Consider the following 16,481-nt stretch of genomic DNA (forward strand, 5'->3'; position numbering starts at 1 on the left):
CTTCAGATTTTTTGGGTTTTCAATAGGACCGATCTGTTTGCCTGTGGCTGTACGTAAGCTTTTTCCCTGTAGCAATTGTATTTCAGATTTTGCATGGATAAAGCAGTGATGTGTTCAATAAGCCACGTCCTGAAGAGAACCGTCCTCACCTGACCAATATTGTCAGCAAGCAGGATCGTTCTGTATTGTCCAACTTTACTTTTTATTCATCCGGCTGCAAATCAGGTTGTTTGTGGCTGGCTTTTACCCGCGTTATTTCCAATGAAACTAAGATATATTTTCCTTTTTCTGTTCGTAATATTGAACAAACAACTCGCAAACGCCCAGTCGGAACAGGGCACAGTAAGCGGACGAATTGTCAATATAGACCAACTCCCTGTATCGGGTGCGTCGGTCACTTTTCGAAACACCACTTTGGGTACATCCACAAACGAAGATGGTGAATTTACCCTTTCCGGAATCACGCCTGGCTCCTACGTTTTGACAGTATCCAATATTGGCTACACGGCTCATACGCAAAGCCTCCGTATTACAAAAGGCAAAAATGCATATCTCAGCCTGCAGCTCTCCGAGAGCAAACAGGAACTCAAAGAAGTGGTAATCACAACCAGCAAGAACCGCTACCAGGTATTGGCATCGGGTACATCAACACGCCTTAATACACCTCTGCTATCGACACCGCAATCGGTGCAGGTACTTGGCTCCCAAGTTCTGAAAGACCGGCAGGCATTTACACTGAATGAAATTGCAGGCACATTCACCGGCATGAAAGCCAATAATGGTAACGGGTCGTTTCAAATGCGTGGCTTTACAGCTTACTCTCCTAATGACGCCAGTTTTTTGCTTTACAATGGAATCCGTGGCAACCTCTTCTTATGGAGTCAGCAGCCTTTGCTTTACAATGTGGAGTCGGTAGAATTGCTTCGCGGACCGTCTGGTGCATTGTTCAGTGAAGGTTCCCCGGGTGGTGTTGTCAATTTTATTACCAAACAGCCTTTGCCAGAGAAGAGAGCAAGCATTGATTTGTCTCTGGGAAGCTGGGCTTTCAGACGCGCGTCGGTCGATTTCACCGGCCCCCTTACTCAAAATAAAAAACTGCTATACCGTGCCATCGTAGGCTACGACCGTTCCAAAAGTTTCCGGGACGATCAGGATAAACAGAATTTGTTCATTGCTCCGTCTCTGACCTATCTGGTCAACGGCAATACTTCCCTGAATCTGGAGGTAAACTACGCTTATCAGAAAGCAGTACATCAATATGACAATGGAAGTTACATCTATTCCAGACCTGATGGCACTTTTGATTTCAATTATTATCCTAATCACCTGACGATCCAAAGCCCGACAGATTATGGTAAAACGCATAATGCGTCTGCCACGCTGAGTTTCAATCATCAGGTGAGTCAGAACCTGAAACTTGCCGTTGTGCAACGTGCCGTAAGAAATACACTTGACTATACCGACCATATTCCGGTTGGCAGAATCCGCAACGATTCGATCAGTCGCGGATATCAGGACTGGGAAACAGACAGATTCAGTTTGCAAACAACAGCTTATGCTACTTATACAGCAAAAACAGGTCTTCTGGGTCATCAGATTGTTGCAGGGATTGATTACAATCGGTATGGCTGGACTAAAAATGACTATCAATACAAAGGCTCTACAAGGATTTCGATTCTCAATCCGGATTATACAGGAAGCATACCGGATGCATCTATACCTGCTGATGAATCGGATGACAACAAGCGGATTACCAATCTAATCGGAGGCTATATTCAGGATCAGGTGAGTGTGGGTGAGAAATTGAAAGTGCTTTTGTCACTTCGTTATGACTCATACAGCGGAAAGGAAACACCATTGTCGGATAGAGACGGAAAACAAGGCGATGAACTGGAAGCGTCCGGCTGGATTCCCAGAGTCGGTGTGGTGTACCTTCCTGTAAAAAATGTATCTGTTTACGGTTCTTATCTGAAATCATTTAACCCTCAGACTTCGAATAATATACTTTCGGGAGGCCCGTTCCCTACAAGACAGTCGACCCAATATGAAATCGGCTCCAAAGCGGATTTAATAGACAACCGGCTATCCGCAAGTTTATCTTTGTATCAGATCAACTACGCCAATATTCTAACCGCGGCACCAACCGAAGAAAACTCACACCGCCAGGCCGCCATTGACGGCACCCGCAGCAGAGGAACAGAGTTTTCTCTGACAGGAAATCTGAAGGGACTAAACCTCATTGCCGGTTACGCCTTCAATGAGCACGTCTTGGTAAGTACAAGCTCCTATGGAAAAAAAGGTGACCGGTTCGCCAACGCGCCAAAACATCAGGTCAATTTCTGGGGAAAATATACATTGACTTCAGGAATACTGAAAGGCTTGGGAGCAGCAGCAGGAATGCGCTATGTAAGCAATCAGGTGGGCTTACTGAGCAACCAGAATTTTATTTTTCCTGAGTACACTGTTTTTGATGCGGCCCTCTCCTACCACCGCAACAGGTACGTGATTCAGGTGAACGCCTATAATCTTACCAATAAACATTATTTCACCGGAAGCCGCTCGGGTATGACCACAGCCGGACTTGGTGATCCTTTTAATGTAAGAATTGGTATCAGCTATCAAATCTGGTAAAGTCGAAAATCAGGGCATCAAATGCCCTGATTTTTAATATCGTATTCCAAACCATGAACCTGAAAAATAATATTACCGAACTGAATTATGGGTAAAACATCAATTAAAAGAGCTCTGTTCAAGCTGCATAGCTGGTTTGGATTGGTGACGGGGATATTCCTGATTTTGTTGGGATTGAGCGGCTCCATTCTTGTTTTCAGAACAGAACTGGATGCATTTCTGAACAAGGATTTACTCCGTGTGTCGTCTCTGAATCAGAAACCTGATCAGGCACTCTCACAATGTTATGAAACAATCACCAGCCGCTACCCGAATCTGGACGGCATTGCCTGGCTCAATCCTGATGCAAAATCCGATGAGGCCTATAATTTCAGAATCTATTTTAATGATACCCGGTTATTCACCTACGACCTGGCGCTGATCTCTATAGACCCATATACCGGCAAAATTCTACGCGAAGGACCTTCAAGTGCGTTTACGCCCAGCTTTATAGAATGGCTTTTACAATTTCATTTCAGCTTCCAACTTGGAATTCCGGGAGCTGCGCTCACGGCCATTTTCGGGATTACCATGTTGATTTCTTTGATTACGGGCGCTATCGTTTACAAGAAAATGATCTGGAAGGTGCTTACTTTTCGCATCGGTATAAACAAAAAGAACTGGCGAACCATCAGCTCCGATCTTCACCGTATTGTCGGCGTATGGTCTTCGCTGATCAACATGATTATTTTCTTCACCGGATTCTGGCTGAACATGTTTGCCTTCAAAGCAAAAACATGGCAAAATGAGTTGATCCCCACCAAGCCCAATACGCTGATGTCGGCCTCCGCCGATGATATGTATAAAAAAGCAAAGAACGCTCTACCGAGCCTCGAACCTACCTATGTGTATCTACCGACTCAGCCCCAACGCAAGTTCGAAGTGAGAGGGTATGCAGATGGCCAGCTGAAAATTTGGGGTAGCGGAAACGCGGTGCGTATAAACCAGCAAAGTGGCGAAATACTTGAAATCAATCGTTTGAGCGAAAAGCCCTTATCAGATCAGATAGAAGCCACTTTCTTTCCTTTACATGTGGGCAATTTTGGCGGAATTGCTGTGAAAATTCTTTATGTAATCGTTGGACTTACCCCCGGACTGCTCTCTATTACCGGTTTTATGCTTTGGTGGCGGAGGGTTAGCAAACAAAAACCAACAAGATAAGACCTGCAACTACAGGCTCAATCAGACTATTCCAGGATGTCAGATTGGGCCTGTTTCCACAATCTCCGCAGCTACATCAATCTCTTCTCTGATCCGCCCCAGATTAATTATCTATTTCCTCACGCTACAAATCCGCCAAAAGATCATTAAAAGGTATTTAACCTATATCAATAGATTTTTTATCCTTTAAATATGCTTCAATGTAGAAATAAAATCTTTATATATAGATTTGTAAAGATTTTTAGTCCTGTTAATCGACTAATCATTTGTTCTTTTACATAACACTGGAATTGGTTTCCGATGAAAGTCGGGATTAAAAGGGAATCGTTAGGACCGCCGATGCGGTAAGTAACACGAGCTGTCGCGCAACTGTATGTAACATCCCCACTGTCGTTCAAAGTATGTCCACTGATCTTCCGATTGGGAAGGACGAACGGCAGGTTATGAGCCAGGATACCTGCCTGTTACCAGATGGACAATGTTTTCGCGGAATAAAACACGAGTCTGCTATTACAAAACACGCGACCATTCACATGGCTGCTTGTTGCTTGGCGTACTCATTTCCCGAACCATTGCCCGGTTGTGCAAAACATTTTTAACTATTTTTTTATTAAACAGTCAGAGAAATGTTAACACAAAATTTGGGCTACCCGCGGATTGGTGGACAAAGACAACTCAAAAAAGCTTCTGAACAATTTTGGGCAGGAAAAATTGAAGCAACTGAACTTCAAAGTGTTGCTCAACAAATCAGGGAAGAAAACTGGCAAACACAACTGAATGCCGGAATTGATCTCATCCCCTGTAACGATTTCAGTTTTTATGATCAGACATTAGATATCAGCCTTTTATTAGGAGTGATACCGGAACGTTACGAGGCTGTTCTTGCTCAAACAAACAATGAGCTCGAAGTATATTTTGCTATGGCACGTGGTTATCAGAAGAACGGTCTGGACATTACAGCCATGGAAATGACCAAATGGCTCGATACCAACTACCACTACATTGTACCGGAGTTTAAAGCAAATCAGCAGTTCCGGATTTCAAATGAAAATATCTTCAACGAATACACAAAGGCCAAACAGATTGTAGGGAAAAAAGCGAAGCCAGTATTGTTGGGGCCCATAAGCTACCTGCTACTCGGAAAAGAAAAAGAAGCGGGTTTCGAAAGAGTTGATCTTATTGAAAAACTGGTACCTGTTTATGTTGAGATTATTAGCCGCCTCGCAGGATTAGGTGCAGAATGGATCCAGCTGGATGAGCCAACCCTTGCACTTGATCTTTCTAAAAAAGAAAAAGAAGCCTTTGAATACGCTTACCGTAGCATTGCCGCTCAGGTAACGGGTGTCAAAATATTGGTAGCCACCTACTTCGAAGCGTTATTGGACAATACTTCCCTGGCAGTGAATCTGCCCGTTCAGGCACTACATATCGATCTGGTTCGCGCCGCGGATCAGCTGAACGAAGTGCTTACATTGATTCCCGAACAGCTTATTTTATCCGTAGGAGTAGTTGATGGGCGTAATGTATGGAAAAACGACTACGAAAAATCACTGGAGCAAATCAACAAGGCCATCGATAAACTGGGGGCTGACAGAGTAATCATCGCTCCTTCATGCTCTTTGCTTCACAGCCCGATTGATCTTGATCTGGAAACAGCAATTGATCCGGAAATCAAAAACTGGATGGCCTTTGCAAAGCAGAAACTAAGTGAAGTGAACGAGCTGAAACAAATCACGCAAGGAAATAACGCTTTACTAACAACCAACAAAGCTGCTATCGCCAGCAGACGCTTGTCTCAAAAGGTGCATAAACAGGTAGTGAAAGAGCGGGTAGCAGCGATTACAGCGGCAGACTCTCAGCGTGCAAGCGCCTTTCCGGTACGCCAGCAAATACAGCGTAAGCGTTTTAACCTACCTGCCTTCCCAACGACAACCATAGGATCCTTCCCGCAAACAGACGAGATCCGTCAGCTGCGCGCCAGGTTCAAAAAGGGTGATTTGACTGTTGAAGCATACGAAAAAGCAATCGAACAGGCCACCATTGATGCTATTCGCTGGCAGGAAGAAATTGATCTGGATGTACTGGTGCATGGCGAGTTTGAGCGTAATGACATGGTGGAATACTTTGGAGAGCAGCTCGACGGATTTCTGTTCACCAAAAATGGCTGGGTACAAAGCTATGGCAGCCGCTGTGTGAAACCACCGGTTATTTATGGAGATGTGAGCCGTCCTGCCGACATGACTGTTCGCTGGAGCACTTTTGCGGCAGCACAAACCGACAGACCGATGAAGGGAATGCTGACAGGTCCGGTGACGATTCTGCAATGGTCATTTGTCCGCGACGACCAGCCGCGGGAAGTGACAACCAACCAGATCGCATTTGCTATACACGACGAAGTACTGGCCTTGGAAAAAGCAGGTATCGGTATTATTCAGATTGATGAAGCGGCCATTCGCGAAGGCCTGCCGTTGCGCAAAGCCAAACGTCCGCACTATTTGGATTGGGCTGTAAGCGCTTTCAGAATCACGGCAAGCGGCGTGCAGGACAAGACTCAGATTCACACGCACATGTGTTACAGTGAATTTAATGACATTATAGAACATATCGCTGCCATGGATGCGGATGTAATTACGATTGAAACGTCGCGTTCTCAAATGGAGCTTTTACAGGCATTTGCTCATTTTGAATATCCGAATGAAATCGGACCGGGCGTTTATGACATTCACTCGCCACGGGTACCGACTACCGAAGAAATGACCTCCTTGCTGACCAGAGCCGCAGACTTACTGCCAGCTCAGAACCTGTGGGTGAACCCTGACTGTGGTTTGAAAACACGTAAATGGCCGGAAACAAAAGCAGCACTTGAAAACATGGTCGCCTCTGCGAAGCAGGCCCGTGTACAGATCAATATCGAAGCCTGATTGAATAGCACTGAAAGGGCAGGCAATCCTGTTTGCTCTTTCTGACTTACACCATTATCTATGCTTATACATGTCACACGCCGGGAGACTTTTAACGCCGCGCACAGAATGTACCGTGAAGAGTGGAGTGCAGAAAAGAATGAGGAGGTATTTGGCAGATGCGCCAACCCAAACTGGCACGGGCACAACTTCACGCTTTTCGTAACCGTGAAGGGTGAAATCGACGATAAAAAGGGGTATTTGATTGATTTGAAAGAGCTAAAAAAAATGATTAAGGAATATGTGATTGAAAAAGTGGATCATAGAAACCTGAACCTGGATGTCGATTTTATGAAAGGTAAAATGGCGACTACAGAAATGCTCTGTGCGCAGATTTTCCATCAATTAAAAAAACCTGTTGAAGCCTGTGAAGGCGTGTTTATGCACTCTGTCAGGCTGCATGAGACTGAGAATAATTCGGCAGAATATTTCGGACAGTAAATACTGATAGAAAGCAATCAGCATTTGGGGCAAAATCCCGACCAGGTCATAACTGATAGCCAACTGCTTACTGCTAAAAAATAAACATTAAACCAACTATTCTACATGAAAAGAGACGAACTTATATTTAGCTTAATCAATGAGGAACAGGATCGTCAGGAAACAGGTATTGAACTGATTGCGTCCGAAAACTTTGTCAGTAAGCAGGTCATGGAGGCAGCCGGCTCAGCCCTGACCAACAAATATGCCGAAGGCTTACCCGGCAAACGTTATTATGGTGGATGTCAGGTAGTCGACAAAATCGAAAGCATTGCCATCAACCGTGCCAAAGAGCTTTTCGGTGCTGAGTGGGTAAATGTACAGCCACACTCAGGCGCACAGGCCAATACAGCTGTTTTCCTGGCGACTTTACAGCCAGGTGACAAAATATTGGGTTTTGATCTTTCCCACGGCGGGCACCTCACACACGGATCGCCCGTAAATTTTTCCGGCAAAAATTACCAGCCTTTCTTTTATGGTGTAAGTCGGGAAACAGGTTTGGTCGACTACAAACAACTTGAAGAAGTAGCATTAAGAGAGAAACCCAAAATGATCATTTGTGGAGCCTCGGCCTATTCCCGCGACTGGGACTATCAGTTTATCAGAAATGTGGCTGATGAAATTGGTGCGTTGGTGTTAGCGGATATTTCCCACCCTGCCGGTCTGATTGCCAAAGGTTTGCTTGCCGACCCGTTACCGCATTGCCACATCGTTACCACCACAACTCACAAAACACTGCGTGGTCCACGGGGAGGAATGATTATGCTGGGCAAAGATTTTGAAAATCCTTTCGGACAAACCACGCCAAAGGGTGAGCTCAAAAAAATGTCGTCCATTCTGGACATGGCTGTTTTCCCTGGTACACAAGGCGGCCCACTGGAACATATCATTGCAGCCAAGGCTATTGCTTACGAGGAGGCACTTAGTGAAGAATATTTTGAATATATTTCGCAAGTGAAAAAGAATGCGGCAGTGATGGCGAATACATTGATCAGCCTGGGTTACAACATTATCTCAGGAGGAACAGATAATCACCTGATGCTGATCGACCTAAGAAACAAGAACATAACGGGTAAAGCAGCAGAAAATGCCTTGGGAGCGGCAGAGATTACAGTAAACAAAAATATGGTTCCTTACGACGACAGATCCCCTTTCGTAACATCAGGAATACGCATCGGAACTGCTGCTATCACCACACGAGGTTTGAAAGAAAAAGAGATGGAAAAGATTGTGGAGTTGATTGACGCTGTAATTTCCAATCCCGAAAATGAATCAGAATTAAAGAGAATAAAAACGGAGGTACATACGATGATGGCTGCCAACCCATTATACAAATAGTACCGGATAACGAGAAAAAAGAAGCCGACTACAGAAGCATTATCATGTTTTTACAAAAAATTAAATCAGGAGAATCGGGTGTGATGCTTTACGGCATTACACCTCCAAAAGCCCGTACAATTACTGAACGGGTTGAAGAAATTGCGCAAAAGACCGTTGATCGTTTGTCGTCACTTGATATAGATGCACTTGTAGTGTACGATGTACAGGATGAATCGGCACGAACCAAGGAGGAGAGGCCATTTCCCTTTATCAATGCATTGGATCCGTTTACATTTGCTTCGCAGCATCTGAGTGCATTACAAGTGCCAAAGATTATCTATCGTCCTGCCGGCAAGTTTTCTGCAGATGAGCTTTCGAAATGGCTTCAACAACTTCATACACATCAGTTTCACCCTGTATTTGTGGGTGTACCTGCTCCGGATTTTCCGGTAAAAACAAGTTTGCCAGAGGCTTATAAAATCTGGGAGGCCTATCAGGAAACATCGGTAATCGGTGCTGTTACTATTCCTGAAAGGCATGAAGTACTCAAAGATGAAGATGTCAGAATGCTTGACAAAATGGATAGCGGTGTCTCCTACTTTATCTCTCAGTGTGTTTTTGATATTGCTTATGCAAAGCAGGTTGTGAAGGATTTGGCTATCAGTTGCGAAAACAAACAAATAGCCCCGCCTACTATCATATTCACGATTACTGCGTGCGGCTCTCCCAAAACGCTCAGTTTTATGGAATGGCTGGGGATTCATGTACCTGCGCAAACTAAGGAAGAACTGCTGGCAGAAGAGGATATGCTTGGAAAATCTGTACAAATTTGCCTGGATATAGCTGCAGAACTTACTGCCTACTGTGTGGAACACGCTATTCCTTTCGGGTTTAATATTGAAAGTGTAGCCATTCGTAAAACTGAAATTGAGGCGTCTATCGACATGGCCAATTCGATAGCAAAAATGCTGATAAATAAAGGAATAAGAAAAGCTTCGTCAGATTCCGATTTGCGAACTGTTGAAAGCACTTTAAAATCGGGATTATACGTCTGACTTTAGAACAGGAGTCAGTAAAACCCATAAAAAATTCGCACGACCCGCTTATCCGCTTTGAGAAAATTTTCAAACCGGTGTTAAAATGGTACTTTTGTCTGCCAAGGAGCAATTGTTATTATATTTCCCATGCCAGAAACCAGCCCGCACGAAAAGGCAATCAGTACCACTTATTTCAGCATTTTCAGCAGTGCGGGGTTGGCGATCATAAAAGGCGCTGCAGGGTATTTTGGTAATTCATATGCTCTGGTTGCTGATGCTATTGAATCAACTGCAGATATTTTCGCTTCGATTCTTGTTCTCTTCGGACTAAAATATACCAGCAGACCGGCCGACAGCAATCACCCTTATGGACACGGACGGGCTGAACCGCTTTTCACCTTTCTGGTAGCTGGCTTCCTGATTTTATCGGCAGTAGTTATTGCCTATGAAAGCATTCAAAATATCCGCACACCCCACGACTTACCAGAGCCGTGGACATTGGCGATTATTGCTCTAATCATTGCATGGAAGGAATATTCTTTCCGAAAAGTGATGGCCAGAGCCAAAGAGACCAACAGTTCCTCATTAAAGGCAGATGCCTGGCACCACCGTAGCGACGCTATTACTTCGGTGGCCGCTTTCTTTGGCATTTCGTTTGCCTGTATCATGGGCAAAGGCTACGAGTCGGCCGACGACTGGGCCGCACTTTTTGCTGCTGCATTTATCCTTTATAATTGTTACTCCATTTTCAGGCCTGCGCTGGCTGAGATCATGGATGAAAATCTTTATGACGAACTCGAACAGCAGATACGTGAGGTGTCTGTAACAGAGCCAGGTATTTTGGGCACAGAAAAATGCTGGATCAGAAAGGCCGGATTGACTTATCATATTGAACTCCATGCTATTGTAGACGGCGACATTCCGGTTCGGGATGGACATATACTTTCCCACAAGCTACAGGACCGCCTTAGAAAAAACTTTCCGGAGCTGGGAAATATCCTCATTCATATTGAACCTGACAAGTAAGTACTCAGAGTTTAGCACTCCGAATTATCCTTCCGGTATCAGTCAGGAAAACATACCGATACTCCGGAAATCGTCTGATCAATTTGAGTCCTTCTTCTGCACCTAACACCATGATAGAAGTACTCAGCGCATTGGCAAATTCGGCGCCGGGACCAATAATAGTTACACTCGTAAGTCCGGTAGAGGGATAGCCTGTCCTGGGGTTAATGATGTGTGAGTAGCGTTTACCATCAATTTCCGCATACTTTTCATAGCTTCCGGAGGTCGCTACAGAAGCATTTCTGATTTTTAGAACTTTCACCAGTTTTCTGGTTTTAAAAGGATTCGTAATACCGATATTCCATGGTTTCCTGTTGACCTGCTCTCCCCAGGCTGAAAGATCACCCGATGCATTTACAATTCCTCCTTTTACCCCGTTTGCCCGCAAAATTGCACGTCCTCTATCTGCAGCATAGCCTTTGCCGATGGAGCCAAATCCGATTTTCATACCATGTCGGGACAGATAAATAGTGGAATTGACACTATCCAGAACAATGTGTTCGAATCCCACTTTCTCCACCGATTTTCGCACCGCAAGAGAATCAGGCATCTGCGTCATACTGCCATCGTACAGCCAGATTTTATCCATGGCAACAATACTGATGTCAAACGCTCCGCCAGACATTTCCGAATAGCTAATCGCCCTTTTAGTCAGCTCAAAAACTTCCCTATCTACTTTGACAGGCCGTATCCCTGCATTTCTATTTACTTCGGAAACCTGTGTTTGCGGGCGCCATTCAGAGATCAGATTTTCAATTCTTTCCATTTCGGCAACGGCCTGATCGATCTCCATCCTTGCCTGAACAGAGTCTTTGGCCACCACACTGATGTCAAACAATGAGCCCATTTGCATCATTTGTCGTTTTACGAGCACCTGTGCAAAACAGGAAAAAGAGCATACTAAAAATAGTATGCTCCCTAAAAGTATTCCGAAACATCGTCTCTTACTCATATTAGTAACAGTCGGTCATGAGCTGATTTCGATTCTTATAAAAACTGAGCGTCTGGTTATTTTTTGACAGACAAAGTTCTTCCAGCAAAATTTCTACATCCTTCTGCATTTTCAAAGAACCACAGATCATGATTACCCCTTCATTTGCCAGCAAATCAGCAAAATACTGAGCATCTTTTCTGATCAGATCCATCACATATTGTGGTTCATTTCCACGCGAATAGGCAAAATTAAGACTCTCCAGATGTTTCTGTGCGATTTCATCAGCTGAAAACTGCCGGTATTGTGCTGTCAGCTCATTATCATACCGGAATCCGGCATACATTCTCACCGGAATAGCATCCCTGTTATTCATGATCATTCCCAAAAACGGCGCAATACCTGTACCATTCGCGATCATGGCAACAGCGGGCGCTTTCTTTGGAAAATGGAAAGCGGAATTTTGTACAATACGCGCTTTCAGTTTGCCATTTAATTCCAGGTTATATAGGTAACCTGATCCCAATCCATTTTCGTAAAGCTTCACCATCAACTGTATTCTTCCATCATTTTGACCAATGGAATAAAAGCGCTCGCGGCTGTCAGAAGCCGGGTAAATCGCCAGTAAATCCCCCGACTGAAAATCACTACGAGACTGCGGAGCAAGTATGATTTTAAAAGTGGAATTGTCGTCGCTTACCAATGTTTTTTCAACCACCTTCAGCGTTTTCAGACCTACCTGTTTTTCTGTATACAACGCAGGAGCAGTGGCCAATGCAGTCAACGATCTTTCACTCCAGGCATGTACCCATTTCACAAATTCGTCCGGAGACTTATCGTTCACCGTATACAGGTTCAGGTAGCGCTTGGCCCATTCCTGCTTTTCCAGCAGCTGATCCACGTCTTTGGCAAATTCACAGAAGTCCGGATACGCCTTTGAGCCGAAACCCACTACACTGAATAAAATATCCTGTTGCTGATTTATTTTACTTACCAGATCTGTAAAATGTGTGGCATTTGCAGGCGGACTACCTAACCCGTAAGTCGATGTAAAAATAATCAGATGCTGCGCCTGGGGATAAGCCCGATACTGATTCATTTCAGCTATGAAAGAACGTTTTCCGTCTGAGAGCAATTGCTGGTGGATCTGATTGGCAAAGAATAAAGTGCTGCCATTCTCAGTTCCTACGAGCACTACAATTTCTGCGTTTTCTGCTTTAAACTTATTCTTGACCTTCGTTCTCGTTCGCTTGAAAGTCATTACAAATCCGGTGTAGATAAATGCCAGAATATTCAGCGAAGCAAAGCCCAATACAACCGCCCAAATGATATTGGTTCGACCCGTATGCAAATCCAGACTCAGTTTCTCAAACACCACTGTTTTGGCGATGGATGTCTGTTCTGCAACAGAACCGTCAATCTGATTTACATTGATGATTTTATCCCGAAGTTTAAGGATAAAAAACTCCTCTGGGTCGTCTTCCATCAGAGGGAATTCTATCTTCTCAACATGAGCTAATTTGGTTTGCTGAAATATAGGAAACTTCGTTTTCTCCAAAGGAATTGCTTCGCCAGATTGTTCGGTTACAACAGGTTTCTGCTCTTCCTGATTCATCAGACCTATCCTCACCATAAAAAGGTAAGTACCTGTAAGTGAAATAACCAGAATCGGAACCAGGAAAAGTCTGCCACTGACTACATGGAAATATTGCGAGAAGAAATCACGATTAATTTTTGCAAAAAAATGGCGTACTCCCTGCTGTCGTTTGACGATCAGGATAACTCCGCTGATGGTAATCAGAAACAACAAAAAGGAAACAATTCCTACGGCAATTCGCCCGGTTTCTTTCAGAAACAGAGAACGGTGCAGGGCAATATTCCACTGTATAAAACTGCTCTTTGGCACAATGGGACCCAGCACTTTTCCATCCCGCGGATCGATATAAGCCTTTACATGATCCCCATCTTCATTGGTAGCGTCAATCGTCACAAACTGGTTGTGGTCAACCGACAACTCCATAATCTCGGGATATACCTTGCTTAAAGCCGGTATGCACGCCGCCAGACTGATGCTATCAACATCTTCAATCCGGTAACCAGGTGTTTTTTCATTCACTGCGTCGAACGCAAGAATGACCCCTGTTACTGAAAGAATGATCAAAAACAGTGTAGAAACAAAAGCAAGGGCTAAATGTGCATACCTCCAGATAGAAAGCGTCATCAGAATTACTGCACTTTACTGAGTTTCACAAAGCGGACATATCCGCTTCCTGTCGCTCGTTCGGCCAGACCTTCTGTTGTCAAAGGAATTTCAAGATCTTTTACGTGGTATTTCTGCTCTTCTACTGCCGACTCAAATCTTAGTTTATATCCTTTGTTGAGTTTGGCATCTTCTATCTCAATTACGTTCACGGCTCTGTCGCCACCAGCGATAGATGCACCTGTAACGGCGCTCAACTTTGCCTTGGTTTTAGTTTGGTATTTGTGCCATTCTTTCAAGGTGTTATACCATTGTTTATCAGGTCCCAACACGTACAAAGTTTTCTCGTAAGCGCCCTGCGGATTGATCAGCGAGATGATCACGTAAGCCGCTTCGCCGGTGTAGCTGTTCATTTGCACAAGACACTTGTATTTACTGGTTTGGGCAAATGAATTAGCAGCAAAAAGTAATATAAATAGTAAGGAAAAAAGGAGTTTCAAAGAATGCTTCATTGGATGGTTTTTCAATTTTTTCAATTATTGTTTGGGAAGACCCGGAGAAGTATAAGATATGGCAGATGTAACGAGGGAAAATCATATTACCTGTGCCCCCGCTTGACAGATTTCGGTGCGCTGCACCTTACATTACACACAATATCCAACTCTCTACAAATATTCCGGCACTCTGCGCCTTGAATCTGCTGTAATAACCATTCTTTTACAAAAAATAAGGTGCATCTTCAATTCAGGCGCAGAGCGCCATACTATTTGTAGATAAATAGCTAGCGACGAATAAAGGTGCAGAGCACCGTAATAAAACGTCCGTAATAATTTGGTTGTGCTGAATATCAGATATTCAGCACAACCAAACCAAAACTACTTCAGGAAATCCAGCGTCACTTTGTTGTCTGCAAGGAAATTATTATCCTTGGCAAGGTCATAAGCCGTCTCACCGAATTCTGTTTTAAGATCCGTTTTTGCGCCCAACGCGATAAGCGTTTTCAGGATTTTATCGCTTTTAGCTGTCAAAGCTGCCTTGTGCAAAGGAGTTGCACCTTCTTTATCCTGCGCATTGATGTTCGCACCCAATGTTGAGGCCTTCTGAAGCAACTTTTCATTATCCTTTGCCACCGCTAAGTGATATAATGTACTTCCGTTTTTCTGCGGAGCCGAAACATCCAGACCGGCCGCTTTCAGAATCTCCAGTTTCTTATCAAATTCCTGCTCGGCACGTTCTCTTCCATTTCCACTACCCTGGCCACCAGGACCACCAGCACCCGGACCGCCTGCTCTGTATGAGTCAAACCAGTGATAAGCCAGGTTGTTTCCGTCTTTATCCAATACTTTCACATCCGCTCCGTTTTTCAGCAACAACGCTGCTACTTCAGAGGATCCGCCCGCGATTGCTTTTGTCAAAGCCGATTCGCCTTTTTCATTTACAGCATTAATGTTTTTTGTTTTCGGCAATAAAGTCTTCTCAATCAACTCAATATCTCTGCCCGAAGAGGCCAAAATCAATAATGTATTTCCTTCATTATCAGCCTTGTTAAGATCCACACCTTTGTCAATAAAGTAGGCAAGGATTTCCGGATTGGGACGGCGGATCAGGTTGTGCAAAACAGTACTACCTTCTTTTTTGCTGATCGTTTTCGGATCCAGCTTCAAAGTTTCCACAAGGTATTTGTATGTATCAATACCAGCACTTGACATTCTTGAACCCTGCGAAGCAAAGAACAACGCATTGCCTGTCGGTTTCACGCCCCGCTTAATCAACTTTTCTATCAATTCCTTGTTTGCCGATCTGGCTGCATAGTCGGCAACCGTACGTCCGTATTCGTCTTTATCAGTAATCGAAAGACCTTTCGAGATAAAATAATCTGTGAGTGTAAGATCAGGATCAGCAGCTACGCCCAACATCAATACCGTAGCACCATTTTCATACTTTGTTTTTGGAGAAACACCAGCTTTGAACAATGCTTCATACACCCCTTTATCCTGATTTCCGTTTGCAGCCGCATTGCCGATTACACTCGCACCATGGCTATCCGTCAAATGCACATCCGAACCTTTTTCGATCAGATAAGTTACCAGTTCCGCATTACCCCTTGAAGCTGCCCAGTGCAGATATGAGGCACTGTGGTGCGTTTTTTTCTTTACACCATTTCCTTCCTGCTCCACCATAAACTTAATGGTCTCCAGTGGGGCACCGTTCAAAATGGCTCTTGCCGTGGGATCCCAGGATGCTGCATCAGGTTTTGAAGGACTATTTCCTTTCGCAACTTCTGCTTTTACCTGCTCTACACTAGGTTTCGTTTTCCAGAAGTCAGGGCTCATTAAAGTATTAGCCTGTTGAGCGTTTGCTTGTAGAGCTGCGAAGAGTAAGCCGGTAAGTATGATTTTTTTCATTTTTAAGTTAGATGTTTAGCTTTTATTTATTTAAATTAATTACAATCAATATTCCAAAATAAAGGTTAAACCCGAAATCAACAGGATGCCGAAAACCTAACCTTCCTCCGCCCTTTTACATTCACCAAGGATTGGTTCAATGCTTCATGTGACAACTTCATCATTAGGAGGTTTAAAGACAACTCCACTTTTTTACTTAAATTTCGATAGCAAGCTGACTTTGTGTATGCAACAATCCTTATCTTGACTATT

Annotated in this window: 11 protein-coding genes and 1 riboswitch; of the genes, 7 read left to right on the top strand and 4 right to left on the bottom strand. The window is 44.1% G+C overall.

Annotation, left to right across the window (positions count from 1 at the left end):
* The first annotated feature begins 261 nt into the window (after positions 1–261).
* The 7 genes from DSL64_RS06190 (at position 262) to DSL64_RS06220 (ending at position 10,654) form a co-directional block, all read left to right on the top strand.
* Complete coding sequence (locus DSL64_RS06190; protein WP_115829790.1) at positions 262–2,631, top strand: TonB-dependent receptor; 2,370 nt, start codon at positions 262–264, stop codon at positions 2,629–2,631.
* A gap of 87 nt (positions 2,632–2,718) precedes the next feature.
* A complete protein-coding gene (locus DSL64_RS06195) occupies positions 2,719–3,831 on the top strand; it encodes a PepSY-associated TM helix domain-containing protein (RefSeq protein WP_115829791.1) in 1,113 nt (370 codons plus the stop codon).
* Positions 3,832–4,106: 275 nt separating this feature from the next.
* A riboswitch (cobalamin riboswitch) is annotated at positions 4,107–4,310 on the top strand.
* 147 nt (positions 4,311–4,457) lie between these two features.
* Positions 4,458–6,752 (top strand): 5-methyltetrahydropteroyltriglutamate--homocysteine S-methyltransferase, encoded by a 2,295-nt coding sequence (gene metE / locus DSL64_RS06200; protein ID WP_115829792.1) that lies wholly within the window; start codon positions 4,458–4,460, stop codon positions 6,750–6,752.
* Between the two features lie 60 nt (positions 6,753–6,812).
* Positions 6,813–7,232 (top strand): 6-pyruvoyl trahydropterin synthase family protein, encoded by a 420-nt coding sequence (locus DSL64_RS06205; protein WP_115829793.1) that lies wholly within the window; start codon positions 6,813–6,815, stop codon positions 7,230–7,232.
* 105 nt (positions 7,233–7,337) lie between these two features.
* Positions 7,338–8,609, top strand: coding sequence for a serine hydroxymethyltransferase (gene glyA / locus DSL64_RS06210; protein WP_115829794.1), 1,272 nt, complete (start codon positions 7,338–7,340; stop codon positions 8,607–8,609).
* A 44-nt stretch (positions 8,610–8,653) separates the two neighbouring features.
* Positions 8,654–9,646, top strand: coding sequence for a methylenetetrahydrofolate reductase (locus tag DSL64_RS06215; protein WP_115829795.1), 993 nt, complete (start codon positions 8,654–8,656; stop codon positions 9,644–9,646).
* 129 nt (positions 9,647–9,775) lie between these two features.
* On the top strand, positions 9,776–10,654 hold the full coding sequence (locus DSL64_RS06220) for a cation diffusion facilitator family transporter (RefSeq protein ID WP_115829796.1): 879 nt from the start codon (positions 9,776–9,778) through the stop codon (positions 10,652–10,654).
* Between the two features lie 4 nt (positions 10,655–10,658).
* Here DSL64_RS06220 and DSL64_RS06225 read toward each other — a convergent pair whose 3' ends face one another.
* The 4 genes from DSL64_RS06225 to DSL64_RS06240 all read right to left on the bottom strand — a co-directional run bounded on the left by DSL64_RS06225 (position 10,659) and on the right by DSL64_RS06240 (position 16,229).
* A complete protein-coding gene (locus DSL64_RS06225) occupies positions 10,659–11,540 on the bottom strand; it encodes an FAD:protein FMN transferase (RefSeq protein ID WP_199539335.1) in 882 nt (293 codons plus the stop codon).
* 106 nt (positions 11,541–11,646) lie between these two features.
* On the bottom strand, positions 11,647–13,845 hold the full coding sequence (locus tag DSL64_RS06230; RefSeq protein WP_115829798.1) for a PepSY domain-containing protein: 2,199 nt from the start codon (positions 13,843–13,845) through the stop codon (positions 11,647–11,649).
* 5 nt (positions 13,846–13,850) lie between these two features.
* The gene (locus tag DSL64_RS06235) at positions 13,851–14,336 is read right to left on the bottom strand and encodes a DUF2271 domain-containing protein (protein ID WP_115829799.1); all 486 of its coding nucleotides are present in this window, start codon (positions 14,334–14,336) and stop codon (positions 13,851–13,853) included.
* A gap of 363 nt (positions 14,337–14,699) precedes the next feature.
* Entirely contained in the window at positions 14,700–16,229 is a 1,530-nt protein-coding gene (locus DSL64_RS06240; RefSeq protein ID WP_115829800.1) for an ankyrin repeat domain-containing protein, read from the bottom strand.
* Positions 16,230–16,481 lie beyond the last annotated feature (252 nt).

This window comes from Dyadobacter luteus, from assembly GCF_003383615.1.
Lineage (GTDB): Bacteria > Bacteroidota > Bacteroidia > Cytophagales > Spirosomataceae > Dyadobacter > Dyadobacter luteus.

Bases quoted from the DNA above. Each gene is read 5' to 3' on its own strand.
- DSL64_RS06190 (WP_115829790.1), top strand. From the start codon at position 262: ATGAAACTAAGATATATTTTCCTTTTTCTGTTCGTAATATTGAACAAA.
- DSL64_RS06195 (WP_115829791.1), top strand. From the start codon at position 2,719: ATGGGTAAAACATCAATTAAAAGAGCTCTGTTCAAGCTGCATAGCTGG.
- metE (WP_115829792.1), top strand. From the start codon at position 4,458: ATGTTAACACAAAATTTGGGCTACCCGCGGATTGGTGGACAAAGACAA.
- DSL64_RS06205 (WP_115829793.1), top strand. From the start codon at position 6,813: ATGCTTATACATGTCACACGCCGGGAGACTTTTAACGCCGCGCACAGA.
- glyA (WP_115829794.1), top strand. From the start codon at position 7,338: ATGAAAAGAGACGAACTTATATTTAGCTTAATCAATGAGGAACAGGAT.
- DSL64_RS06215 (WP_115829795.1), top strand. From the start codon at position 8,654: ATGTTTTTACAAAAAATTAAATCAGGAGAATCGGGTGTGATGCTTTAC.
- DSL64_RS06220 (WP_115829796.1), top strand. From the start codon at position 9,776: ATGCCAGAAACCAGCCCGCACGAAAAGGCAATCAGTACCACTTATTTC.
- DSL64_RS06225 (WP_199539335.1), bottom strand. From the start codon at position 11,540: ATGGGCTCATTGTTTGACATCAGTGTGGTGGCCAAAGACTCTGTTCAG.
- DSL64_RS06230 (WP_115829798.1), bottom strand. From the start codon at position 13,845: ATGACGCTTTCTATCTGGAGGTATGCACATTTAGCCCTTGCTTTTGTT.
- DSL64_RS06235 (WP_115829799.1), bottom strand. From the start codon at position 14,336: ATGAAGCATTCTTTGAAACTCCTTTTTTCCTTACTATTTATATTACTT.
- DSL64_RS06240 (WP_115829800.1), bottom strand. From the start codon at position 16,229: ATGAAAAAAATCATACTTACCGGCTTACTCTTCGCAGCTCTACAAGCA.